The sequence below is a fragment of the Paenibacillus sp. P2(2022) genome (assembly GCF_029522175.1).
Taxonomy (GTDB): Bacteria; Bacillota; Bacilli; order Paenibacillales; family Paenibacillaceae; genus Paenibacillus; species Paenibacillus polymyxa.
In genome coordinates this window covers 135,837-158,114 of the sequence record NZ_JAKWFI010000005.1, presented here as the reverse complement: position 1 = coordinate 158,114, position 22,278 = coordinate 135,837, and the positions used below count along the sequence as shown (strand labels likewise).

22 protein-coding genes are annotated in these 22,278 nt (G+C 47.8%); 8 read left to right on the top strand and 14 right to left on the bottom strand.

The genetic code is table 11. The features are described 5' to 3' along the window. The first annotated feature begins 11 nt into the window (after positions 1-11). Entirely contained in the window at positions 12-1,139 is a 1,128-nt protein-coding gene (locus tag MMB75_RS17690) for a YheC/YheD family endospore coat-associated protein (RefSeq protein ID WP_016820057.1), read from the top strand. Positions 1,140-1,227: 88 nt separating this feature from the next. Next, positions 1,228-2,025, top strand: coding sequence for an archaetidylserine decarboxylase (gene asd / locus MMB75_RS17685; RefSeq protein ID WP_016820056.1), 798 nt, complete (start codon positions 1,228-1,230; stop codon positions 2,023-2,025). Between the two features lie 141 nt (positions 2,026-2,166). Here asd and MMB75_RS17680 read toward each other — a convergent pair whose 3' ends face one another. Further along, positions 2,167-2,952, bottom strand: coding sequence for a helix-turn-helix domain-containing protein (locus MMB75_RS17680; RefSeq protein ID WP_045244880.1), 786 nt, complete (start codon positions 2,950-2,952; stop codon positions 2,167-2,169). A 180-nt stretch (positions 2,953-3,132) separates the two neighbouring features. Between MMB75_RS17680 and MMB75_RS17675 the strand changes: the two genes are divergently transcribed. Continuing rightward, entirely contained in the window at positions 3,133-4,431 is a 1,299-nt protein-coding gene (locus MMB75_RS17675) for an aminotransferase class I/II-fold pyridoxal phosphate-dependent enzyme (RefSeq protein WP_016820054.1), read from the top strand. 107 nt (positions 4,432-4,538) lie between these two features. On the opposite strand, the gene MMB75_RS17670 is transcribed toward MMB75_RS17675, so the two are convergent. Next, positions 4,539-5,816 carry an ATP-binding protein gene (locus MMB75_RS17670; RefSeq protein WP_016820053.1) on the bottom strand — a complete coding sequence of 426 codons (1,278 nt, stop codon included), beginning with the start codon at positions 5,814-5,816 and terminating at the stop codon, positions 4,539-4,541. Between the two features lie 206 nt (positions 5,817-6,022). Here MMB75_RS17670 and MMB75_RS17665 point away from each other — a divergent pair, with 206 nt between their 5' ends. Beyond that, positions 6,023-6,139 carry a hypothetical protein gene (locus MMB75_RS17665; protein WP_013372853.1) on the top strand — a complete coding sequence of 39 codons (117 nt, stop codon included), beginning with the start codon at positions 6,023-6,025 and terminating at the stop codon, positions 6,137-6,139. Between the two features lie 122 nt (positions 6,140-6,261). Here the strand turns inward: MMB75_RS17665 and MMB75_RS17660 are convergent, their stop codons facing one another. The 5 genes from MMB75_RS17660 to MMB75_RS17640 form a co-directional block, all read right to left on the bottom strand. Beyond that, positions 6,262-7,485, bottom strand: coding sequence for an ABC transporter permease (locus MMB75_RS17660; protein ID WP_045244881.1), 1,224 nt, complete (start codon positions 7,483-7,485; stop codon positions 6,262-6,264). 2 nt (positions 7,486-7,487) lie between these two features. Then, positions 7,488-8,234 (bottom strand): ABC transporter ATP-binding protein, encoded by a 747-nt coding sequence (locus MMB75_RS17655; protein ID WP_016820051.1) that lies wholly within the window; start codon positions 8,232-8,234, stop codon positions 7,488-7,490. Between the two features lie 18 nt (positions 8,235-8,252). Next, entirely contained in the window at positions 8,253-9,644 is a 1,392-nt protein-coding gene (locus tag MMB75_RS17650; protein WP_045244882.1) for a DEAD/DEAH box helicase, read from the bottom strand. Positions 9,645-9,765: 121 nt separating this feature from the next. Then, complete coding sequence (locus tag MMB75_RS17645) at positions 9,766-10,545, bottom strand: SDR family NAD(P)-dependent oxidoreductase (protein ID WP_016820049.1); 780 nt, start codon at positions 10,543-10,545, stop codon at positions 9,766-9,768. Positions 10,546-10,584: 39 nt separating this feature from the next. Continuing rightward, positions 10,585-11,043: a chemotaxis protein CheX gene (locus MMB75_RS17640; RefSeq protein ID WP_025365744.1), complete on the bottom strand. Its 459-nt coding sequence runs from the start codon at positions 11,041-11,043 to the stop codon at positions 10,585-10,587. A gap of 425 nt (positions 11,044-11,468) precedes the next feature. Between MMB75_RS17640 and MMB75_RS17635 the strand changes: the two genes are divergently transcribed. The 3 genes from MMB75_RS17635 (at position 11,469) to MMB75_RS17625 (ending at position 14,168) form a co-directional block, all read left to right on the top strand. Next, positions 11,469-12,371, top strand: coding sequence for a LysR family transcriptional regulator (locus MMB75_RS17635; protein ID WP_016820048.1), 903 nt, complete (start codon positions 11,469-11,471; stop codon positions 12,369-12,371). Between the two features lie 60 nt (positions 12,372-12,431). After that, a complete protein-coding gene (locus tag MMB75_RS17630) occupies positions 12,432-13,241 on the top strand; it encodes a histidinol-phosphatase (protein WP_017427306.1) in 810 nt (269 codons plus the stop codon). 186 nt (positions 13,242-13,427) lie between these two features. Next, positions 13,428-14,168 (top strand): GTP pyrophosphokinase, encoded by a 741-nt coding sequence (locus tag MMB75_RS17625; RefSeq protein ID WP_016820046.1) that lies wholly within the window; start codon positions 13,428-13,430, stop codon positions 14,166-14,168. A gap of 6 nt (positions 14,169-14,174) precedes the next feature. Here the strand turns inward: MMB75_RS17625 and MMB75_RS17620 are convergent, their stop codons facing one another. Then, the gene (locus MMB75_RS17620) at positions 14,175-14,930 is read right to left on the bottom strand and encodes an alpha/beta fold hydrolase (RefSeq protein WP_031462153.1); all 756 of its coding nucleotides are present in this window, start codon (positions 14,928-14,930) and stop codon (positions 14,175-14,177) included. Positions 14,931-15,028: 98 nt separating this feature from the next. Between MMB75_RS17620 and MMB75_RS17615 the strand changes: the two genes are divergently transcribed. Then, complete coding sequence (locus MMB75_RS17615) at positions 15,029-15,916, top strand: NAD-dependent epimerase/dehydratase family protein (RefSeq protein WP_045244883.1); 888 nt, start codon at positions 15,029-15,031, stop codon at positions 15,914-15,916. Positions 15,917-16,228: 312 nt separating this feature from the next. On the opposite strand, the gene MMB75_RS17610 is transcribed toward MMB75_RS17615, so the two are convergent. From MMB75_RS17610 to sdhA, 6 genes are all read right to left on the bottom strand, one after another. Next, positions 16,229-16,837: a GNAT family N-acetyltransferase gene (locus MMB75_RS17610; RefSeq protein WP_045244884.1), complete on the bottom strand. Its 609-nt coding sequence runs from the start codon at positions 16,835-16,837 to the stop codon at positions 16,229-16,231. Between the two features lie 52 nt (positions 16,838-16,889). After that, positions 16,890-17,630 carry a metallophosphoesterase family protein gene (locus tag MMB75_RS17605; protein WP_016820042.1) on the bottom strand — a complete coding sequence of 247 codons (741 nt, stop codon included), beginning with the start codon at positions 17,628-17,630 and terminating at the stop codon, positions 16,890-16,892. Positions 17,631-17,736: 106 nt separating this feature from the next. Next, on the bottom strand, positions 17,737-18,681 hold the full coding sequence (locus MMB75_RS17600; protein WP_045244885.1) for a metallophosphoesterase: 945 nt from the start codon (positions 18,679-18,681) through the stop codon (positions 17,737-17,739). Between the two features lie 67 nt (positions 18,682-18,748). Further along, positions 18,749-19,558: an AAC(3) family N-acetyltransferase gene (locus MMB75_RS17595; protein WP_045244886.1), complete on the bottom strand. Its 810-nt coding sequence runs from the start codon at positions 19,556-19,558 to the stop codon at positions 18,749-18,751. A gap of 169 nt (positions 19,559-19,727) precedes the next feature. Continuing rightward, a complete protein-coding gene (gene sdhB / locus MMB75_RS17590; RefSeq protein ID WP_013372870.1) occupies positions 19,728-20,495 on the bottom strand; it encodes a succinate dehydrogenase iron-sulfur subunit in 768 nt (255 codons plus the stop codon). A 19-nt stretch (positions 20,496-20,514) separates the two neighbouring features. Next, the gene (gene sdhA / locus MMB75_RS17585; protein WP_016820039.1) at positions 20,515-22,260 is read right to left on the bottom strand and encodes a succinate dehydrogenase flavoprotein subunit; all 1,746 of its coding nucleotides are present in this window, start codon (positions 22,258-22,260) and stop codon (positions 20,515-20,517) included. Between the last annotated feature and the right edge of the window lie 18 nt (positions 22,261-22,278).

Below are 22,278 nucleotides of genomic sequence, written 5' to 3'. Positions count from 1 at the left end.
CGGACATACTCATGTTGCATGTCGGCGTCATGCTCAACCCGGCAACTTACCGGGGCATTCCCGTCATGAGGACGCGATATGAATCTATCGCCAATTACGAGGAGGCCGGGTTAAGCTACGAGCTAATCCCCTGCTTTCTTCGTCTGGAAGATATTCATATATCGACCGGAACATGCCGGGCTTTTGTTAAAAACGGCAACGAGTATCGGCAGATGACTCTTCCGTTGCCGCCAGTCATCCACAATCGCACTCTCTATCGGCAAAATGAAAATGCCCGCGATATCAACAGGCTGGTACACAAGGGATTCTATATTTTTAATGAACAAAACCGTTTCGGCAAAGACCATATACATGCAATTCTACAGGAAGACCCTCTGCTACATTCCCACCTGCCCAAAACATTGCAAGGCGATCCTTCTTCCATCCGCACCTTGATGGAGCAAACCGGGGATGTTGTAATTAAGCCCAGTAGCGGCAGCGTGGGTAGAGGAATTATGCGGCTGAGGCATTCCAGCGGAAGCTGGACATTGCAATGTGCTCATCCAACGATACCTGGGCGTTGGTCCACACTACGGTTGAATGTCGGAGAACTCCCTTTATTTCTGCATAAGCGACTGATGCGTGTACCTCATATCATTCAGGAAACCATTCCGCTTGCTTTATGCGATAATCGTCCATTTGATATCCGTGTGACCGTTCAGCGCGGATATGGCGGAATCTGGGGCGTGACAGGCATGTTTGCCAAAATTGCTCCATCCCACACTTTCGTCTCGAATGTAGCCCAGGGCGGTACGGCCCGTTCCCTACCAGAGGTGTTATCACGAACAGAGACGGTGCAGACCTCAAACATAGCCCGGCTGATGAATGAGCTAGAGAGACTCTCATTGCAAATCGTCCACCGATTGGCACAACACCTACCCCGTCTCGCCGATGTCGGACTGGATCTGGGAATTACCCATGAAGGCAAGATTATTTTTATCGAATGCAACGGTCGTGATCAGCGCTATGGCTTTAGCCAGGCAGGCATGAGTAATGTCTGGAAAGAAACATATGCTCAGCCGATGGCTTACGCTCGTTGGCTTCTCGAACAAATGTCTTCGTCAGGCACCGAACGTTCACCAGGCCGTCCCCTGTATTGATTTACGTCACATTCTGTGTCAATATAGTTCAGAGCGGCCGGACAGGTTCCGGCCAAGACGGCTCGGAAATGAACAAGGGGGATCTGTAATGGCAAAACAGTGGCTGCGGCTTATGACGGAGCTATCATCGCGCAAGTGGGTGTGCCGGATTGTGGGCTCCTTCGCGCAAAGCGGTGCAAGCCGACTTTTTATCCCCACCTTTATACGTACGTACCAGATCCAGACGCATGAGGCGGAACAGGATTGGAAAGAATACCGCTCCCTGAACGCCTATTTTACACGCAAATTAAAAGCGGGCATGCGCCCGATTGATACGAACGCCGAGGTGATGACCAGTCCGGTGGATGCACGGATTACTTTTACCGGCCCAATTACGTCTGGCACTCTTTTAAACGTCAAGGGGCAAGACTATACGCTGGAAGAGCTTCTTAACCGCTCTCCACGTCTTGAGAAGTACACACACGGCTATGCTTTTGTGCTCTATCTCAGCCCGACGGATTATCATCGTATTCATGCACCGGTATCCGGTACACTGGTAGAAAAGGAGCATCTGCGCGGCAAAGTATACCCAGTGAATGACTTCGGCTTGCAGCATATGAGAGGAGTTCTTAGCCGCAATGAGCGACAGATTACGTACATGGCCCACGAATATGGTGAGGTGGCGGTCGTCAAGGTTGGCGCAATGAATGTGAGCAGCATCAAATATACCGATGAACAAGCGACTTCCTGGACAAAAGGTGACGATCTCGCCTATTTCGAATTTGGCTCAACCGTCGTTTTGCTGACTGAAAACGGCACATTTGAGCCAGACCCCGCATTGAAGCTGGGGGACGTGGTGAAAATGGGACAACGTCTTGGTAGCTTTCGACACGATCCTAAAGCATAAATAAAGGATTGTAACAAAAAAATAGCTGCACATTTGAGCATGGGGATCGAATGATTCAAATGGCTCATACGAAAAAGGACCCAGCGTAACTGCTTCGGTCCTTTTTGATTTATCCTTTATATTCGTCATGCGTTAATAGCCTTATCGAATCTCAGACGGACTTTTTCCTGTATACTGCTTGAATTGGCGGCTAAAGAAAAAGATGTCGCGGTACCCCAAAGCCTCCGCCACCTCAGTTACATTCATTCCGGCATGTAGCAACAGATGCTGCGCGCGCTCAATCCGCATGCTGATTATATGGGATTGCACGGAAACACCTAGCAGCTCCTTGAATTTTATCGAAAAATAACGCGGTGACAGCCCTGCACGTGCTGCCAAATCCTCGACTCGATGAGGAAGTCCCGGATGCTGGCGCACGTAGTTGGCCGTTTCTCGAATGACCTCGGTGAGCTGGTTACTGGCCTGTTGCTCCTGCGGTTCCTTCCGATCTGCACGCAGCAGATGAATCATCAGTTGCTTCAGGATCAGCCGGCCCTCCTCATCAGCCCCATAGGCACGCTCCAGACGCAGACGGACATATCTGGCAAGCATATGCTCCACCTCGAACGTTTCTTCCAGCATGCGGTAGCTGGCTGGAATTTGCTTGGGTTGTTCGGTGAGATCAAAATGAATATAAGTAAGTATGAGCGGCTTTTGCGGATTATGTGTGGCACGGGTATCGTCTCCCGGCTTGAACAAAAAACAACTGCCCTTGCTCACCGGATAGGCTTTCCCATTTAATACAACCGTTCCCTCTCCACTCCATACATAAAATAAATCATAGTTTGGCATCGGCTTCTCGCGTACCTGCCATTTCCAGCCCGGCTCGCACACAATTTTGGCAAAGGCCGGCAGCAGGATAAACGATGACGCAGATGTATCCAGCAAAATCTGTACCTCCTTTGGTTCATCTCTGGTTGTCCTGTTATCCCGTTATTTTATAATATAAGCGCAGCGCCACGATTAAGCAAAAAATACGCTCTTATGGCCCCTAATGCTTGTGCGTGACGCTTACCGTGTGTAATGCTATAATATGTAATCAAAATGACTTGGAAGGATGAAACGGGAATGAATCCACTGGCAGCGCAGTTAAATCAAAACATTCAGACAGGCAACGAGCATGTATATCAAATGCTTTCTCTTTTAGGTAAAGAGATTTATTTTCCAAAAGAAGGGATTTTGAGTCAATCCGCCGAGGCAGGGAAACTTGCCAAAAAGTATAATGCTACGATCGGGATTGCTACTGAAGGCAATGGTCCTATGCATTTGGAGGTTATTCAGGAGAAGCTGTCCGCTTACAGTCCCAAGGATTTGTATCCTTACGCTCCCCCTGCGGGCAAGCCTGAACTTCGTAGCGTATGGCGTGACAAAATGCTGAAAGAAAATCCTTCGCTGGCTGGAAAAGGCTACGGCCTTCCTGTAGTTACCAACGCGCTGACCCACGGTTTGAGCATCGTTGCCGACCTGTTTACGGATGAAGGAGATGCTGTCATTTATCCAGATAAAAACTGGGAGAACTATGAACTAACTTTCGGTATTCGCCGTCATGGACGTTTGGTGAATTTCCCGTTGTTCACAGAGGATCACCGTTTTAATAGTGAGGGACTACGCGAGGCGCTACTGGCGCAGAAAGAATACGGCAAAGCGATCGTTGTACTGAACTTCCCGAACAACCCGACAGGCTATACACCGGGCCTTGAAGAAGGTAAAGCAATTGTCGCTGCCATTCAGGAAGCGGCGGAAGCAGGCATCAATGTCGTAGTTGTGACAGATGACGCTTATTTTGGCCTGTTCTTCGAGGACTCTCTGCATGAATCACTATTCGGTCAGCTAGCCGGGCTTCATCCGAGAATTTTACCAGTCAAAATTGACGGAGCTACCAAAGAAGAATTCGTTTGGGGCTTCCGTGTGGGATTTATTACCTTTGCTTCGGAGCATCAGGATGTACTGAGCGCACTGGAACAAAAAACACTAGGGATTATCCGGGCAACGATTTCGAGCGGTCCTCACCCATCTCAAACCTTCGTACTGGATGCTCTCAAATCACCAGAATTTGAACAACAGAAGAATGAAAAGTTCCAAATTATGAAGGGGCGGGCTAATAAAGTCAAAGCGTTGCTCGATAGCGGAAAATACGGGGATGTATGGAGCTACTATCCTTTCAATTCAGGCTATTTTATGTGTCTCAAGCTGAACGGCTTGTCTGCTGAACGACTGCGCACACATTTGCTGGAACAATATGGGGTAGGCACGATTGCACTGGGTGAATACGATCTTCGTATCGCGTTCTCATGTATCGAAGAGGAGTATCTGGAAGACCTATATGACATTGTGTATCGTGGTGCACAAGATTTGTTGAACGCCTAATCTGTCTGTATCAGGTTAGAATATATAGTATAACTAGCGGTATGCCAGATATTAGGGCATACCGCTTTTTGGGTCGGCTGACTATTGTCCATCATACGTCCGCACAATTATCCTTCCGCAGCGAGCAGAGATTCCTGTGCCAGTGGCAGCAGGATGACGACCTCCGTTCCCACTCCGGGCTCACTTTCATAGCGTATACTCCCGTTCATGGCTTCAATAATTCGAAAGGAAACGACCGTTCCCAGTCCTGTTCCTACCTCTTTGGTTGAAAAAAACAAAGTACCCACTCGTTCGAGATGCTCCTGGCTCATGCCTTTTCCAGTATCCCTGATACTCAGACATGCCTGCTCTTCCTGTATCGCCAGCTTTATGTATACCCTGCCTCCATCTTCCGCAGCTTCAATCGCATTTTTCGTCACATGTATTAACGCCTGTAGCAGCTGGTTACGATCTGTATGTACATAAATTTCATTCCTTAGCTCTGTATACAGCCTTACGCCTTGCTTGGTCGCCATTGGTTTCAGAAGCAAAACGATCTGTTGAACCATGCCAGACAGATCCATCCGTTCTGTGTTCCCAATCTGCGGTCTGGATAAATTCAGATAATCGCTAATAATTCTTTCAGCCCGATCCACCTCTGCCAGTGCCAAAGCAACATATCTGCGATTTTTCCCTTCTAATCCTGACTGAACCATTTGCAGGAACCCTTTTACGACGGTTAAAGGATTCCGTACTTCATGAGCCATCGAGGCTGCCAGTTCACCCAACGTATTCAGACGCTCGGCATATTTAATTTTTCTTCTCATTTCTTCCCGCTCCAAACTAAATTCCATCCAGAAAGAAGAGGCTCCAATACTTAGGAATTGAATCACACCGAACCAGAGTATTGAGCGAATCAGCTCAATCTCATCCTCATCCAGTCTGCCATTGATCCAAGAATGTATTAAAAGAAAAATCAGCATAACTCCAGTGATCCATATACTCATTACCATATTCATGCCCACTCGAAGCAACATGCTTTTGAGCTGCATAAATTTTTTTCTTACCAAGAGAGGTCCCAAATAACACAACATCATGCTCGGAAGCCCCACCACCATAGACTCGGGGCCTACATACATACGAGCCATTACCATTAGCGTCACATTCATTAGACCTGCCTTGGGACCAAAATATAAAACAGAGAGAATCAAAGGAACATACCGAAGATCCCAATATAATCCGTACCAAATGTACGAAAACATAAGGCAAAGCACCGAAGAAACACCCAGCACCCCTCCCATAAGCAGCGGGGTATGCTTCCTATGCCGATGATCCGACAAAGCGCTATATACGAGTAACGGTACAAACACAAGAAATATGTTCACGAGCAGCTTATCTACCAGCATCTCGTCTTTCCCACTTTCCAAGTGATAATGATTACATACTTCTTCTATTCTCGATAATACGTACCTTTTCCTCTCTCATCTCCTGCATCTGATGAAAAATATAGGGCGATTCGGCAACACACCAGAACATTGGCCCACGCAATCTGGAAACCCACTTCATAAGATACGATGTATCCTTTATCACAATGACCGAGAGGAGAATGAGCATGGGAGCAGAAGAAACAAGAGGCGGTTACGGTGGTTACGGCGCATTCACAAGTACAGGAACAATTTTGGTACTGTTCATTTTGTTAGTTATCATCAGCAAAACGATCTTCGTTTAAGCAGACCGATATCTGCACCCACGACTACCATAAGCAGTGAATGTACAAAAAAGGCTAATCCGCAGGCAGCTCAGCTTTTGCTGCTTGCGAATTAGCCTTTACTTTATTGACACAGATATGGATCACACTTCTTCCTCATCCTGTCCGTCCAAACGCCATTTTTTGGCTTGAGTACCACGGAGCAGGAACACAACAAGGACTCCCCCAACCAACGTGAGCAATGTAGACAGTAAATCCTCCGTTCCTTTTGCCAGAAAAGGAAGCCACAGCACCGCCGCAGCCGGCAACGTCAACCGAACAACAAAGTCAAGAAAAGACGCACGGCGACTATGCGCAGGAATCGGATATAACTGAAGCCATAACGAATCCCTATGATACTGTCTTAATGAAGTAATCTGAACACCTATGAGGAATATAAAAAATAAATATACGGCAATACCAATCCAGCTAGCATGGGTGATATATATAATTAACAGACCCAGAATACCTAACCGAATGACAATGCCTGCTGGTTCTGTACGCAAGAACGTCTTAAACAGCAGGTAACGATACGCTCCCTTTCTGTTCCAAGGTATGTTGCCACCCAGCCAGGAGAGCCAGCGACGCGGCGTCACTCTCTGTGTAAGGGCAGGCACATCGACAAACCAGCCCAACGTACGCATCACGCGGGCAGCCTGCATAGCCTCTGTGCGGATCAGTTTTTCCCAAGCCACTAGCAGTTTGACCGGCAAACGCAGAACAAGCACGTACACCACGCCAACCAATACGATAAACGGCAAGCTGTGTAACGGAGGCTGCCATAGCCATGCGGCTACCATCAGCACAGCCAGCACCCACCGCAGTAGACGATAGCCTATGCTCCCGCCAACCGATACCATGCGAAGCTCCTGCCAGCCGCCGTAGCTAAATAGCACCTTCAGTAGCACGAACAGCAGCAGAGTCAGTAGCAGCGGCTTAGGTGCAGCATCACTGCGGATATACAACGGCCACAAAATCATGGACAGCAGCAGCAGACCGAATATTTTGTACACCACGCCTCGAATCCGGCTGGCCTTAAAATATTGTGGCATCGCGTACTCCTGGGGACGAAGGAAGACTATATCTGCCGCATTCAAATACGTTCGAAAGCTCGCATGCGCAATTGGAATAGCTACAATAAGCATGATCCAGCGGATGGGCAAATCCGGCGGAATATGCATGAGTAGCGACGTGTACCATGCGGCAAAGGCAATCAGCGCAAAGCCGAAGACCACTGCAAGGCCGCTCTGAATGACATAGCCCAGATAAGGCAGCACCTGTCCCCAGAACGCTAGACGTCTTTCTTTATGCAAACGTTGCAAATCCATGCTCATTCCCTGCCCTGTACCAGCTCATAAAATGCATCTTCCAGCGGCATGCCCGGCTTACCCGCCTGTGCTGTCACTTCATCCAGCGTACCCTGAGCAATGATGGCACCCTGATGAAGCACAATGAAACGATCGCAATAATTTTCAATCGTGGACAAAATATGAGAACTGAGCAAAATAGACGAGCCCGAACGCTTCATCTCCAACATAAAGTCAAGCAGAGAACGAATGCCGAGCGGGTCCAAACCCAAAAAAGGCTCATCTATGACATACAACGGCGGCCCCGCTAAAAATGCGCACATAATCATCACTTTTTGGCGCATCCCTTTGGAGAGATGCATCGACATACTTCCGCTTTTATCCCGCATACGGAACAAATCCAGCATTTGATCACTGCGCGTGCGGAAATCTGCTTCGCTGACTCCGTACGCTCTAGCCGTGAACTCCATATGCTCCATCACTGTCATTTCAGGATACAGCTCTGGAGCTTCAGGTACAAAAGCAATAGCTCCCTGATATACCTCGGGATTCTCATCCTGCTTATGCCCCTGTACGCGAATCTCTCCGGCCTGCGGTGTCATCAGACCCAAAATATGCTTCATGGTCGTACTTTTCCCGGCCCCGTTCAAACCGATCAGTCCAACCATTTCACCCGGCTTCACATCGAGCGAAATCTGATGCAGCACCGGGCGTTTGGCGCTGTATCCACCAGTCAGTCCGTTAATTTGCAACACAGGCTGTTGTTCCATGGCTCCCCCTCTTCTCCCTTACTCGTTCGGTTTTGATCCTTTTTCCTTCAGCCATCTTGGCGCACCCTTGTTTTTACGATCACGCTCGCGCTGTGCCTTTCCTGCTTTGGATAAGGCTGCTCCTTTGCTCTTGCCTGGAGCTGAACCGTTCACGGAATTCCTGCCTGGACGTCCTGCTTCAGTCCGAACAGGTGTCTTGCGGTTTTCCGTCACTGTTCCATTGGAATTGGATCTAGTCTCAGATGGCCTTACAGGGGCACGCTTGGCATCCGCCGGGCGCGGCGCCACAACTCGACCTCCGTACAACGCACGCTCTGCAATATCGATTCCCAGTTCACGAGAAAACTTACGCATGATGAACGTTTCGCGGTCGGTCACAACCGACACTACTAATCCTTTGCGTCCCATACGTCCTGTCCGCCCTGCGCGGTGAACATAAGCTTGACTATCCGTAGCCGGGTCAAAATGAATGACCATTTCAAGGCCCTCAATATCCAGACCACGGGCTGCCACATCGGAAGCGACCAGCACTTTGAGCTTGTCCTCGCGGAATCGAGCCAACACGTTGCTGCGCGTGACTTTATCTGCATCTCCATACAAGGATGCCGTAGTTAGACCCATATGCTTGAGCTTGGCTTCAATTTCCCCAATAGCATTGGTTGTATTCACGAACACCAGCGCTTTTCTCGGATTAAAATGCCGTACCAGACGGCGCAGCATATCCACCTTATCCCGTTCTTCGGATACAAAGTAGTAATGTTCCAGTCCACTGGCCGTCTTCTGGTCAGGATCAATCCCAATTTCTACGTAATCAGGCATCTCCCGTTGTGCCAGCGACTGAATTTCATTATTCAGCGTTGCGGACAGGAATACCAATTGACGGTCACGTTGGGCAGAGCCCAGTATATTGGTCACATCGCCTGCTCCGCCGAGTTGGAACATCTGATCCACCTCATCGATGACAATAGTTGTAATATTGTGCATCTTCAGCTTTTTCGAAGCGATGAGTTCCCGTACACGGCCTGGTGTGCCTACCACAAGCTGCGGGTGATCCTTTAGCTTTTCGATTTGGCGCTTGATGGCTGCCCCACCAATCAGACCCAGTACACGGATTCCACGATGCTCTCCGTAGCGCTGACCCTCACGTACAATTTGCATGGCCAATTCCTGGCTTGGAGCCAGTATCAGCTTTTGCGTAGCCTTTTTCTGTGGGTCAATGGCTTGTAGCAGCGGTAGCAAATAAGCCAGTGTTTTGCCTGTGCCGGTTTGCGAGCGTGCCAATACATGCTGTCCCTTCATTATTTCCGGTATAGCCTCTGCCTGAACTGGCGAAGGCTGTGTAATTTCATGCTCGGTCAGTTTGTCCAGCAGATCTTGTTCAACGCCGAGCGCTTCAAAATTCAATGTCATGAAAAGGTCCAACCCCTATACGTAAATTCGTTACTCTCCATTATATGCGAAAATAGCCTTGTTACCAAATCACAAAAATAAAAGATGTCCCTCACCACACCTAATGGCTACGGGACATCTATTATTTCTTATTCATCACACCATGCCCCAGCCTGTCGATCAGTCTGGGAGCTAATTGATACAGCTTGAGAAAAGGAGATACCCACTGTGGCAGATTAACCTCCTCCTTACCAAGCTCCATCGCCCTTACGATATGCTGTGCCACCTTATCAGGTTTTAGCATAAACCAGCCAACATTCCGCACATAACCCCCGGAGGGATCTGCCAGCTCAAAAAACGGTGTATCAATCGGCCCGGGGTTAATCGTCGTTACGGTCACTCCACTTCCGCGCAGTTCTTGCCGGAGCGCATTACTGAAACCGAGCAACGCATGCTTCGTGGCCGTATAAGAAGCCGATTTGGCTGTCCCGATTTTCCCAGCCATCGATGCTACATTAACAATCTGCCCACAGTTCCGCTCTGTCATTTGTGGCAGAAATGCCTTGATGCAGCGAACAACCCCCATATAGTTCACGTCCATCATTTGTTCGAACTCTGTCAGGTCGGTCTCATTAAAATACTCAAACTTACCGTACCCCGCATTGTTGAGCAATATATCAACCCGTCCGTATTCTTCCAATACTCGTGCAGCCACAGCCTCTACCTGCTCCTGGCAAGTTACGTCCAGTGGGATCAGCTCATGCCTGCCGCTGATTCCCGCAGATACTTGCTTCAGTCGTTCCTGCGAGCGCGCTGTTAAAATAGGAATCGCGCCCTTTGCGCTCAACAACTGAGCGCAAAGGGCGCCAATCCCACTGGATGCACCTGTAATCACAATTACCTTATCCTGCAATGTACTCATGGACATCCCTCCACATTAAAGAAACTTACTCCTTTAATATTAAGAGATCATCACCTGAATATCCAGCTCACCGATTCCTTCCACCGAAAGCGGAATACAAAGGGCACGCTGAGGCACAAAAGTGGTTAAGTTTTCTGATTTCATGACCTGCGGAGGGGTGATATCCACGACAATTCCTTGACTGGACAAAATTGTACTGGCATTGCCACTAATCATATTGCCCAATTCCGAAATTGCGCTTTTTCCCATCTCATCAATTTCAGTCAACACAAATCCGCCCATCATCGCCGATACCATACGTAGCGCCACCTGTTCATTCAGGCCGAACACAATATTTCCGCTAAGCTGTCCAGTCATCCCGATCATAATCCAGATATGGTCGTCCACCAGCTCGACATTTTTCACACCGAGATTTCCGGGTAAAGGAGATACTTGGATCAATTGTTCAATGACCCGTCTCGCCGACTCCAAAAAAGGATTTATCACTTCTGCCTTCACGATCATTGCGCCCCTTTACGATGGGCTTTTAGACACACAACAAAAGTCCCATTTTAATTTGAGTTTTTTATTCAAATAATGCTGTATAACGACTCAACCTGCAATAAAATGCTCTCTCTATCACTTATCGACAGCAGTCCGGCAATTTTTTATAGCTAAAGCACAAAAAATGTGAATAATGTCCTATATCTTTACTCCATGCCGAATTTAGACAGGTTAATTTTAAAGTATATCAGGACTTTAGTCTTTATTTCCCAATATACCACACTTTACGATGTACTGCTTCGATTCATTGCCCTTCCTGCTCGAATAACCTATAATCTAATGAAATAAAGCATAACGATGGTTTTACATATAAACAAGTAGATTGGCTAAACTCAGTCTATACAGCTGCGACAAGCTAAAGAAAAGAGAGGAGGAACTTCATGAACATCAGTCAACTTGAAACGCTTATCATGATTTCCAAAACGATGAGCTTCCGTAAAGCCGGAGAACTTCTCAATTTGACGCAGCCGGCAGTGTCCGCCCAAATCAAAAGTCTGGAGGATGAGTTCAAAACCATTCTGATTGACCGCAACCAGCCCGTCACCCTGACCGACCGGGGAGTTGTTTTTTTGGAACACGCCGAGCGCATATTAGAGGTAGTTGAGGAATTAAGACAGAGATTGTACGACTTAAACGAAACACCGCAGGGTCACATTGCACTGGGTACCACAACATCCATCGCCATTCAAATTTTACCGCGTGTGCTCTCCTATTTTCAGGATCAGTTCCCTCTCATCAAAACCTCCATTCAATCGATGGCTTCCTCGATGATCTATCAGCAGGTGGAGAACGGACTTATTGATGTTGGTATCGGTTATCTGATCGAACGTAATCCCAATCTAAGCACTTCAGTTCTGTACTATGATTCCTTTGAACTTGTCGTGTCTCCTACTCATCCGCTGGCCTCGCAACCACATGCTACCATTGAAGCCCTTCGGGAAATTCCGCTCATTCTGCTCTCTCCCGATACGGTTGGACGGAAATTCGTGGACGATGTTTTTAAAAAGCACCAAATCGTTCCCCATGTTGTGATCGAGTTGTCCAGCAGTGAGGAAGTTAAACGGATGGTCGAAATCAATCTCGGGGCTGCCATCATTTCCAGATTGTCAGTCACTTCTGAACTGCGTACAGGCACATTAAAAATGATCCATATTCCCGAGCTGGAAGTTAGTCATCCGGTAGGGGTGATTTATAAATCCGGCCGCTATCTAAACTCAGCAATGCAGCAATTTTTAAGCGATCTGAAGGGGATGCCAGAGACGAATTTCACCAGTTCTGAATAACGTAATTCGCTATGAACAACATACACAATATAAACCTTGGTTACGAAAGGAAGACAGTCCATGAAATTTGATCTGCACACCCACCATTTCCGCTGCGGTCATGCAGACGGCAACATTCGGGATTACATCGAAGCAGGTATTCAATCAGGCTTACAAGCTATTGGTATTTCCGACCATTCCCCCTTCCTATGCAGCGAAAAGGATCAGGCTTTTCCTAAAATTTATATGGCCAAGTCAGAGCTTGCTGAATATGTAAAAGAGGTACAGGAGCTTAAGAAGGAATACGAGGGTCGTATTGACGTGCTTCTTGGATTGGAAACGGATTATTTCCCTGATTTTGCTGAATTGTATCGTTCTACTTTGGCTCCTTATCCATTTGATTACCTTATCGGGTCGATTCACAATGTTGAAGGGGACAGCATTTTTAACCGCAACCGTTGGAAAAAACTAAGTGACGCTCGTAAAGTCGAGGTCAAACAAGCCTACTATGCGCTCATTCAGCAATCTGCGCGAAGCGGCATGTTTCAGATTTTAGGTCATATTGACGCCATGAAGGGGAATTTCCCTGCCTTTTCAGACATTCCTGCCGATGAAGCCATTGACGAAACCTTGCAAGTGATTGCAGCATCCAATGTGGCGATTGAAATTAACACTTCAGGTAAAACCAAGCTGAGTGGCGGATGGTACCCGTCTGCTTCTATTTTAGAAAGAGCGCACCATTTTGGTGTGGAGGTTACTTTTGGTTCGGATGCCCATAAGCCTTCGCGGGTAGGCGACGATTGGGAAGACGTAAAAGCGATGCTGAAGGATATCGGCTTCCGGGAATGGGTTTATTTTAAAGAAAAACGTAAAATTCCTGTGGCGCTTTAAAAGGCATGAAAGGTGGGATCGCTGTTGCAATGGGATGCTTAGGTATTCTATATATAGCAATAATCCCATTGCAACAGCGAACGCTATGCTTCTCCAGATTCAAATCCTCGCTCTGCTACCAATCGCCTTAAACCGTACAGCTCCATTATTTTTAATAAACAACATCTTGTGTGAGGAGAATTACATATGCAATTGGAAGATCCTATGGACAAGCTCAAAAAGCTAAAGCATGACATCACGCGCTTTATGCTCATCTATAAGTTTGCGCTCGACGAAATGGAAACCAAGATTGAAATATTAAAACAGGAATTTCAAGCGTTGCACGATTACAGCCCTATTGAGCATACCAAATCACGCCTTAAATCTCCTGAGAGCATCATGAACAAAATGCTTCGTAAAAATAGCGAGTTATCGCTGGATGCTATCAAAGATTCTATCAAAGATATCGCGGGCTTGCGTATTACTTGCTCTTTTATTTCTGACATTTATGATGTCAGTAACATGCTTCAGAGACAGAGTGACCTCAAGGTGCTGGAAATCAAGGATTACATCAAGAATCCCAAGCCGAACGGTTATCAAAGTCTGCATTTGCTGATTCAAGTTCCTGTATTCATGTCGGACTGTGAGGAACTAGTCTGCGTAGAGGTGCAGATTCGAACCATTGCGATGGATTTTTGGGCAAGCCTGGAGCATAAGATCTTTTATAAATACAACCAGTCTGTTCCCGAGAGTCTGACACGTGAATTAAAGAACGCAGCGGATTCCGCTAATGCGCTGGATCTGCAAATGGAACGTCTGCATCGTGAAATCAAGGAGATTAAAGATGCCAGAGGTGAAGAAGACTCTATGGAAGAGCTTCGAAAGATTATGATTAATAATCAGCAGATTACGGTGCCAGCCAATTTTTTGAAGCTTCTAGGGGAATAATCTGAATCAACTAATAGCGTGATTATTCAAAAATTGAAGAATAGAATCATTGATTAAGATGGGCTGCTCTCTAAGCATATGCGGTCGATGACTACAACCCAGAGCAACTCGATAACGTGAATCTTGGACGCATGAGCATAATTCCTGAAGCTGCTCTTCTGTGGCAAAGTCGTCATGTTCACCGGCGATAAATAATGCAGGGCACGTAATGCGGCTTAACTCATTACGTGTCAATTGCGGATATTGGCGCCAATCCTGAGCGCTCTGACGCATAAATTCCTGCCAATTACCTTGATGTGCTTCCTCATGGCGTTCCACCATTTGATGGATCATTTCATAGCGTTCGTTCTTAATGAGCCACTCCGGCTCAAACTCATCTGCCCCCTCAGGACATGCGACTCCACTACACCCAATGGTGGTAACGGTTGCGAACATTTGAGGGTGCTTCACCGCACAGTATAAAGCCACATTGCCTCCGCAGCTGTACCCAATAAGATGAGCTTTAGAAATATGTAACGCCTGCATAAAATCAAGCACATCTTCTGCGAGTTGAGGGGTACTCCATTCCAGGCTATCACATTTCGTTCTGCCATGTCCCCGATGGTCTGGAAAATAACATGTATACTTTTGCTGAAAATCAAGTAATTGAGATGAAAAAGCCAGGATTCCCCTTGAATAATGACTGTGCAAAAATATGACGGGGTCTCCTACACCCATTTTTTCGTAATACATTTCTAAATCCCGAGTTTTTACGTATGGCATGTGATCCTCCCTTTTTTATTGCGTCCTGTATCTTTTACATTCCTTAGTCCGTCTATCTTAATATAAATGAAAACCATTCCATGAGGAGTGATGTAAGTATGAAAAAGGTACTTGTTTTGGGAGGAACGCGCTTTTTCGGCAAGAGACTGGTGGAACGTCTGCTGGACAGTTCCGAGAACTCCATTACTATTCTCACGCGGGGCCACACAAACGATTCGTTTGGTGACCGTGTTCAACGGATCTGTGCAGACCGTACGGACCCGCAAGCGCTCGCAGAGGCGGTAGGTGAGCAAGTGTGGGACGTTGTTTATGATAATATTTGCTATTCCCCAGATGAAGCCAGCGAAGCCTGTCGTATTTTTGATGCTAAAGCCAAAAGGTATATTATGACCTCAAGCCTATCTGTCTATGATCCAAGCCCGGAAGCGGTGACAGAGAATATCTTCGATCCTCAGGCTTATCCAGTTCGCCAGGGCGGAAAGGACGATTTTACATATCAAGAGGCTAAGCGGCAGGCTGAAGCAGTTTTTACGCAGCAAGCTACGTTCCCTGTAGTGGCTGTTCGTTTTCCGATTGTATTGGGAACAGATGATTATACGAAAAGACTTCATTTTCATATTGAACATGTTCGTGCAGGCCAAGAAATTGGAGTACCTAATCCCGCAGCCCATATCTCATTTATTCGTTCCGATGAAGCTGCAGATTTTCTGCTTTGGCTTGGGTCTGCTCATTTAACAGGCCCTGTAAATGCTTGTTCCGACGGTACAGTAAGGATTGGAGATATCATTTCCATTATCGAGCAGGTCACGGGAAAACAGGCTGTGATCCAAGAAAAAACAGCAGACGAGCATATGTCTCCATTCGGTATTACACAGTCGTGGTACATGGATACATCCAATGCCCAGTCAGAGGGATACTCATTCGTCTCCCTAAACGAATGGTTACCAGAGCTGGTAATCAGCCTGAACCGTACCTATGAATCATAAAAAAAGAGGACCCGAAGCTTCGGGTCCCAGCAATATATATGATTCAAAGGGGGTCATGTCTATGTTGTACCCAGTCTATATTAAAGTAGTTTTGCAGTTATATTTCATTTTTGTAACAAAATGAAACATAGACAGGATCTGTCCAATCCATATTATCCCGAGTTAAAGAACCAAAAAAAGAGGACCCGAATGATCGGGTCCCAGCAACATATATTATTCAAAAGGGGGTCATGTCTGTATTGTACCCGTCCTGTGTTAGAGTTGCTTTGCAGTTATATTTCATCTTTGTAACAAAATATTCCAATGTCATTTCTAGGCATAATCTCCTTGGGTCATTGAAAATACCAATACACTCGGCACCTCTCCTGAGGGATCATAGGCACCAATGGTGCGCAGCAGGCGCATCTTATTTTTCATAAGCACACGCATAGAAGCCTGGTTATTCTCTTGGCAACGGCTTTCGATCCGCTGGAGCTTCAAAGATTCGAAACCAAATTTCAGCATTTCTCCCACAACTTCTGTAGCCAGTCCCTGTCCCCAAAAAGGCCGATCCAAAATATAGCCCAGTTGTGCCTCGCCCCTTCTTTCATTCCATTGCTGAAAAGAAACGATACCGAGCAACGGTGAGGAGGATCGTTCGTTGAATTCATCATGCAGATTGCTTTCTCCTGTATTTTTCCGATGCCATTCCACTGCGAAATGCAGGGAATCCAGGGAGTCAGCAGATATTTTAATTTGCGCAACCAGACGCCTCATTCTTGCATAGACTGGCTTGCGAATTCGATTCACATATTGGATTACCAATGGATCGGATAAGATCCGCTCCAGCGCAGGATAATCCTCCGCTCTGAGCTGGCGCAATCGGACTCGGCGAGTGTAAAGCTCCGGCAATCCGAGACGAAGCATTTCTCTGGTCAGCACAATGTTCCCTCCTGCGGATGGATTCTGCTTTTAGCCATGCATATTTCTATACTTAATCCAGGTCCTGAATTCCCCGGTAAATTCCGGTACGCAGCTCTCGAATATAATATGCCAAAGAAGGCACATCTGCCTCCTCTGCTTGTTTTACTGCCAATTCTATATCATAGGGTACACGTACAAACTGAATGGAAAAAGGCGTGAGCTGCTCCTCTCCCCATTGCCCCTCTAAAATGCAGTAGGAAGCCTGGGTGATATCCAACGGATTCCCGACACTCCCAACGTTAAAAAGTGTTTTTCCCTGAAAATGCTGGATAAAAGCATTATGCACATCACCATATCCCACGACCTCTGGAGCAAAAGGTACTTTTCCACTTTCCTCTGCTAGTGGATCAAACATGGCAAGCCTTTTGGCCGGCTCATCCCATGGCTGCACACGGTGATACACGCTTTGCGGCGAGGCATGCACCAAGCGGATACGGCGTCCGCTCATTCTGAAATCATAATGAAACGGTAACTGTGCCAAATACTGTACTCGCTCTGCACCTAAACGTTCGGCTTGCCAGCTAAAATTGAGATCATCCGTTATGCTAACCAACTCATCCCAATTGCCTCGAACGACGACTTCACAATGTTGGCGGATAGCATCCAGCACCTCGCACGGGCTAGGCCCTTTGCCGATCAGATCCCCCAAACAAAACACACGGCTAATGCCTCGGGAAGCAATATCCTCCAGCACCGCCTCACAAGCAGGCCAATTGCCATGAATATCTGAAATGACAGCAACACGATCCATCTGAATCTCACTCCTTTGTCCCGAAACGACTACATCTCTACACTACATTCAAGCCAACATTATGTAGTTCCAACATATATGATGAAGATGAAAAAAAGATCATGGCCTATTGGCCAGATTTTAACGTAATGACACTAAGCTCCGGTCTGCACAGCACCCGTATCGGCAAATGTGTCATACCAATGCCGCGGCTGACATACAATGGCATTCTATCCGTTCCCACATGAAACAATCCCTGAATGTACTTGCGTCCACCTGGGGGCGGCATCGGTGCTCCAATGACAGGCAAACGTACCTGTCCCCCATGCGTATGTCCTGACAATTGAAGATCAAAGGACATTTGTGCCGCCACATCTGCATAGTCCGGCTCATGCATCAATAGCAGCTTGCACATCTCATCAGGCAGTCCGTGGATTGCACGCTGCGGATTGGGCTTGCCCATGATGTTATCCTCTAAACCGACAATGGCCACACGTTGTCCCGCGCGCTCTACAACCGCATGCTCATTTCTCAGCAGTGTAAACCCGGTTTTTGGATATAGCTCCTGAACGCCGGCGGGTAAGCCTCTATAATCATGATTGCCCAGAATAGCAAATTTACCAAGGGTAGCGTGCATGGAATCCATAACTGGAACAGCAGCCTTCATGGATACTGAATAATCATCTACAATATCGCCTGTAAAACAGAGCAAATCCGGCTCCAGACCTGCTATTCGGTCCGCAAGCTCGCTCAGATCCTGCTCATCCATGTGAAACCCCAAGTGCACATCGCTGAAATGCACCACCTTAATTCCGTCAAATGCAGACGGAAGACGAGGGAGAGACAAGTTGAAGCGTGTAATCTCCAAATGATTAGGCTCCCATAAGGAAGCATATCCTCCAGCCAGAAGTGCAGTTCCTGCGGTGGCCAAAGCCGCTTTCTTCAAAAAACGGCGGCGGGAAGGATTGGCTGGCTCATTCGATAAGGAACGCCGCGAAGAACCGGGAGGGATAGCGGCCTCCTGTTGTAGGCCATCCTGACTCTCGCGGCGGATTTGCGGCGTCTTCTTCATTATGCGTTCCCCCTTGCGTTCTGTCCTTTCTATCTCATTTCTCAGATTTCCCTACTGTCCAGAAGCTCTAGCGATGAGTGGATAACCACTGCTCTGCATAGTCAACCAAATCCCGTTGCCTTGCGAAAAAACATGAAGCCTCTCCAATGTTCACCCGCGTAAAGGATGTGGGACATTCCCGCTCAAAATCAAGTCCCAGCTGCTCAAAATCATCCGAGGTAATATTATAATCCTGAAAAGACACCCACGCTTTGATCCCATCCACCATCATAGGGGCTTGATGCGTGACAACTTCACGTCCATTATAGGCTGTTCGATATTCTGCCAAATGTAAGGAGGTGTTGCTGTCATGTCCGCAGCCCAGCAACAGTACATAGGCATCTGCCTCATACAGCTTTGCCAAGGGCGAATGCTCACCCAGCCCAAAATCAAGCTCATGCGCTTCCAGCAAGCCTAAAGCAGCAGGTCCACGCCCCGCCAGAGAAACGTGCGGATGCCCGCTGCGCACTGTTCCCGGCAGGCCACGGAACGTTTCTACGATGACGCCCATCCCTCCAGTCAGCGTCCAGGCCGGATCATAAGCGGGCATTTCCTCGCGGACCAGTTCCCACCACGACTCATCCAAAGGCGGGTTCATCCAGGTGGACGGATCTGTCAAGTCGTGTGACTGTGTTGGCATCACCAGCGTTCCTTCCCGGCCAATCGCTTCGGTTAATGCGGCAAGAATGGTGGAGGCCCCGCCTGGAACAAAGCGTCCAAAGCTGCGCATCGACGAGTGAACAAGCAATGTCATGCTGCTCCGAACTCCCAGTTCCCTTAATCCTTTCATTACATCCGACCGCGTGACAGGTCGATTCGTTATCGGTTGCACAGTCACCTGTCCAGCCTCCTTTTCTCCAAAACGATACACAATACTCTAATTATACCATAGTGCAGTCCCTCGCTCCTTCCTCCATGTTACCCTCCATCATTCCTGAGCGCAAAAAAACAGGCTTTCTCCGGTTTGGGAAGAAGCCTGTTTGAGTACAACCTGTGGGCTGGCTCTGCTACACAGTCAGCCAGCGCTTGAACATATGCTTGGTCGTTTGCTTGTTCATTTCGGCAATGGAAGTTGTCAATGGAATGCCTTTCGGGCAAGAGCGTACGCAGTTTTGCGAATTACCACAGCCCTCCAGCCCGTCGTCCGTCATCAATGCATCCAGGCGCTCCTCCTGATTCATTTCCCCTGTCGGATGGCTGTTAAACAGGCGAACCTGAGATATCGCCGCAGGTCCGATGAACGTCGTCTTCTCATTGACGTTCGGGCATGCTTCCAGACAGACACCACAGGTCATGCACTTGGACAGCTCATACGCCCACTGACGCTTTTTCTCTGCCATTCTAGGACCCGGCCCCAGATCGTAGGTACCATCAATCGGAATCCACGCTTTGACCTTCTTGAGCGCGTTAAACATCCGGCTGCGGTCAATGACCAAATCCCGTACTACCGGGAATGTGCTCATCGGCGCAATCGTAATCGGCTGCTCCAGCTTATCGACAAGCGCCGCACACGCCTGACGCGGTTTGCCGTTAATCACCATGGAGCAAGCTCCACATACTTCCTCCAGGCAGTTCGACTCCCAGCACACCGGAGCCGTCTCTTTACCTTGGCTGTCTACCGGGTTACGCTGAATTTCCATCAGCGCGCTGATCACGTTCATTCCCGGTCTGTAGGCCAGTTCGAATTCTTCCGTATAGGAACTAGCATTAGGCTCATCCTGACGAGTAACCACAAACTTCACTGTTTTATTCGACTTCACTGCTTGCTCCGACATCTAAATACACTCCCTTCTGTTATTTGCTCTTGGAATAATCTCGAACACGCGGCTTGATCAGTGAAACGTCGACCTCTTCATACGAAATTTGTGGTCCTTCCGGTGTCCAATCTGCAATCGTCGTTTTCAAATAATCTTCATCGTTGCGGTCCGGGAAATCCGGCTTGTAATGGGCCCCGCGACTTTCGTTGCGCAGCAGCGCCCCTTTGGTCATCGCTTCAGCCAGCTCCATCATGTTCCACAACTGCCGTGTAAACGCAGCACCCGCATTATTCCAGCGCGAAGCGTCATTAATGTTAATGTTCGAGTAACGCTCCTTCAGCTCCTTGATCTTGTGAATCGTAGCTTCCAACTTGTCATTATAACGAACCACGGTCATATTGTTCGTCATCCACTCACCCAGCTCTTTATGAAGAACATAGGCATTTTCTTTTCCATCCATGTGCAAAATATGCTCGTATTTCTCAGTCTGCTGATGGACTGCCGCATCAAATACCGAAGAAGCTACATCCTGGGCAGACTTTTTCAAGCCCTTGATATATTCCACAGCCTTTGGTCCAGCCACCATTCCACCATAAATGGCCGACAGCAACGAGTTTGCACCCAAGCGGTTCGCTCCGTGATACTGGAATTCACATTCACCAGCTGCGAACAGACCCGGTATATTTGTCATCTGATTATAATCGACCCACATGCCGCCCATTGAATAATGAACAGCCGGGAATATTTTCATTGGGATTTTACGCGGATCGTCGCCGACGAATTTTTCATAAATTTCAATAATGCCGCCCAGCTTTACATCCAGCTCTTTTGGGTCCTTGTGGGACAAATCCAGATAGACCATGTTCTCGCCATTAATACCCAGTCCATCATCAACACATACGCTGAATATTTCACGTGTCGCAATGTCGCGAGGGACCAGATTTCCATAAGCCGGATATTTTTCTTCAAGGAAATACCATGGCTTCCCGTCTTTATATGTCCAAATGCGACCGCCCTCTCCCCGTGCCGACTCGGACATGAGACGCAGCTTATCGTCACCGGGTATAGCCGTTGGATGAATCTGTATAAATTCACCGTTCGCGTAGCGAACGCCTTGCTGATACACTGCACCGGCAGCTGTACCGGTATTAATAACGGAATTTGTGGTTTTACCGAAAATAATTCCGGGACCACCGGATGCCAAAATAACGGCGTCCGCTGCAAAAGTCTTCACTTCCATCGTACGCAAATCTTGCCCGCAAATCCCTCGGCAGATGCCTTCATCATCCAGTACAGCCTGTAAAAACTCCCAGTTCTCGTACTTGGTCACCAAACCAGCAGATTCCCAGCGCCGTACCTGCTCATCGAGAGCATACAGGAGTTGCTGTCCTGTCGTCGCGCCAGCGAAGGCTGTCCGATGATGCTGGGTACCGCCAAAGCGGCGGAAATCTAGCAGTCCTTCTGGTGTCCGATTGAACATAACACCCATGCGGTCCATGAGATGGATAATTCCCGGAGCCGCTTCGCACATCGCTTTTACCGGCGGCTGGTTGGCCAGAAAGTCACCGCCATAGACTGAATCATCAAAGTGAATCCAGGGTGAGTCTCCCTCACCTTTGGTATTTACCGCACCGTTAATGCCGCCCTGCGCACAAACGGAGTGGGATCTTTTGACCGGAACCAAAGAAAATAGATGAACGTGGACTCCCGCTTCTGCCGCCTTGATCGTAGCCATTAGACCAGCCAGACCGCCGCCCACGACAATAATGTTGGATGCTGCCATTTCTGCTCACTCCTTCTT

Coding starts and splice junctions, on each gene's coding strand:
- MMB75_RS17650 (WP_045244882.1), bottom strand. CDS start 9,644: ATGACATTGAATTTTGAAGCGCTCGGCGTTGAACAAGATCTGCTGGAC.
- MMB75_RS17630 (WP_017427306.1), top strand. CDS start 12,432: ATGAAATTTGATCTGCACACCCACCATTTCCGCTGCGGTCATGCAGAC.
- MMB75_RS17655 (WP_016820051.1), bottom strand. CDS start 8,234: ATGGAACAACAGCCTGTGTTGCAAATTAACGGACTGACTGGTGGATAC.
- MMB75_RS17645 (WP_016820049.1), bottom strand. CDS start 10,545: ATGAGTACATTGCAGGATAAGGTAATTGTGATTACAGGTGCATCCAGT.
- MMB75_RS17625 (WP_016820046.1), top strand. CDS start 13,428: ATGCAATTGGAAGATCCTATGGACAAGCTCAAAAAGCTAAAGCATGAC.
- MMB75_RS17660 (WP_045244881.1), bottom strand. CDS start 7,485: ATGGATTTGCAACGTTTGCATAAAGAAAGACGTCTAGCGTTCTGGGGA.
- asd (WP_016820056.1), top strand. CDS start 1,228: ATGGCAAAACAGTGGCTGCGGCTTATGACGGAGCTATCATCGCGCAAG.
- MMB75_RS17690 (WP_016820057.1), top strand. CDS start 12: ATGTTGCATGTCGGCGTCATGCTCAACCCGGCAACTTACCGGGGCATT.
- MMB75_RS17605 (WP_016820042.1), bottom strand. CDS start 17,630: ATGGATCGTGTTGCTGTCATTTCAGATATTCATGGCAATTGGCCTGCT.
- MMB75_RS17665 (WP_013372853.1), top strand. CDS start 6,023: ATGGGAGCAGAAGAAACAAGAGGCGGTTACGGTGGTTACGGCGCATTC.
- MMB75_RS17670 (WP_016820053.1), bottom strand. CDS start 5,816: ATGCTGGTAGATAAGCTGCTCGTGAACATATTTCTTGTGTTTGTACCG.
- MMB75_RS17620 (WP_031462153.1), bottom strand. CDS start 14,930: ATGCCATACGTAAAAACTCGGGATTTAGAAATGTATTACGAAAAAATG.
- sdhA (WP_016820039.1), bottom strand. CDS start 22,260: ATGGCAGCATCCAACATTATTGTCGTGGGCGGCGGTCTGGCTGGTCTA.
- MMB75_RS17615 (WP_045244883.1), top strand. CDS start 15,029: ATGAAAAAGGTACTTGTTTTGGGAGGAACGCGCTTTTTCGGCAAGAGA.
- MMB75_RS17635 (WP_016820048.1), top strand. CDS start 11,469: ATGAACATCAGTCAACTTGAAACGCTTATCATGATTTCCAAAACGATG.
- sdhB (WP_013372870.1), bottom strand. CDS start 20,495: ATGTCGGAGCAAGCAGTGAAGTCGAATAAAACAGTGAAGTTTGTGGTT.
- MMB75_RS17600 (WP_045244885.1), bottom strand. CDS start 18,681: ATGAAGAAGACGCCGCAAATCCGCCGCGAGAGTCAGGATGGCCTACAA.
- MMB75_RS17675 (WP_016820054.1), top strand. CDS start 3,133: ATGAATCCACTGGCAGCGCAGTTAAATCAAAACATTCAGACAGGCAAC.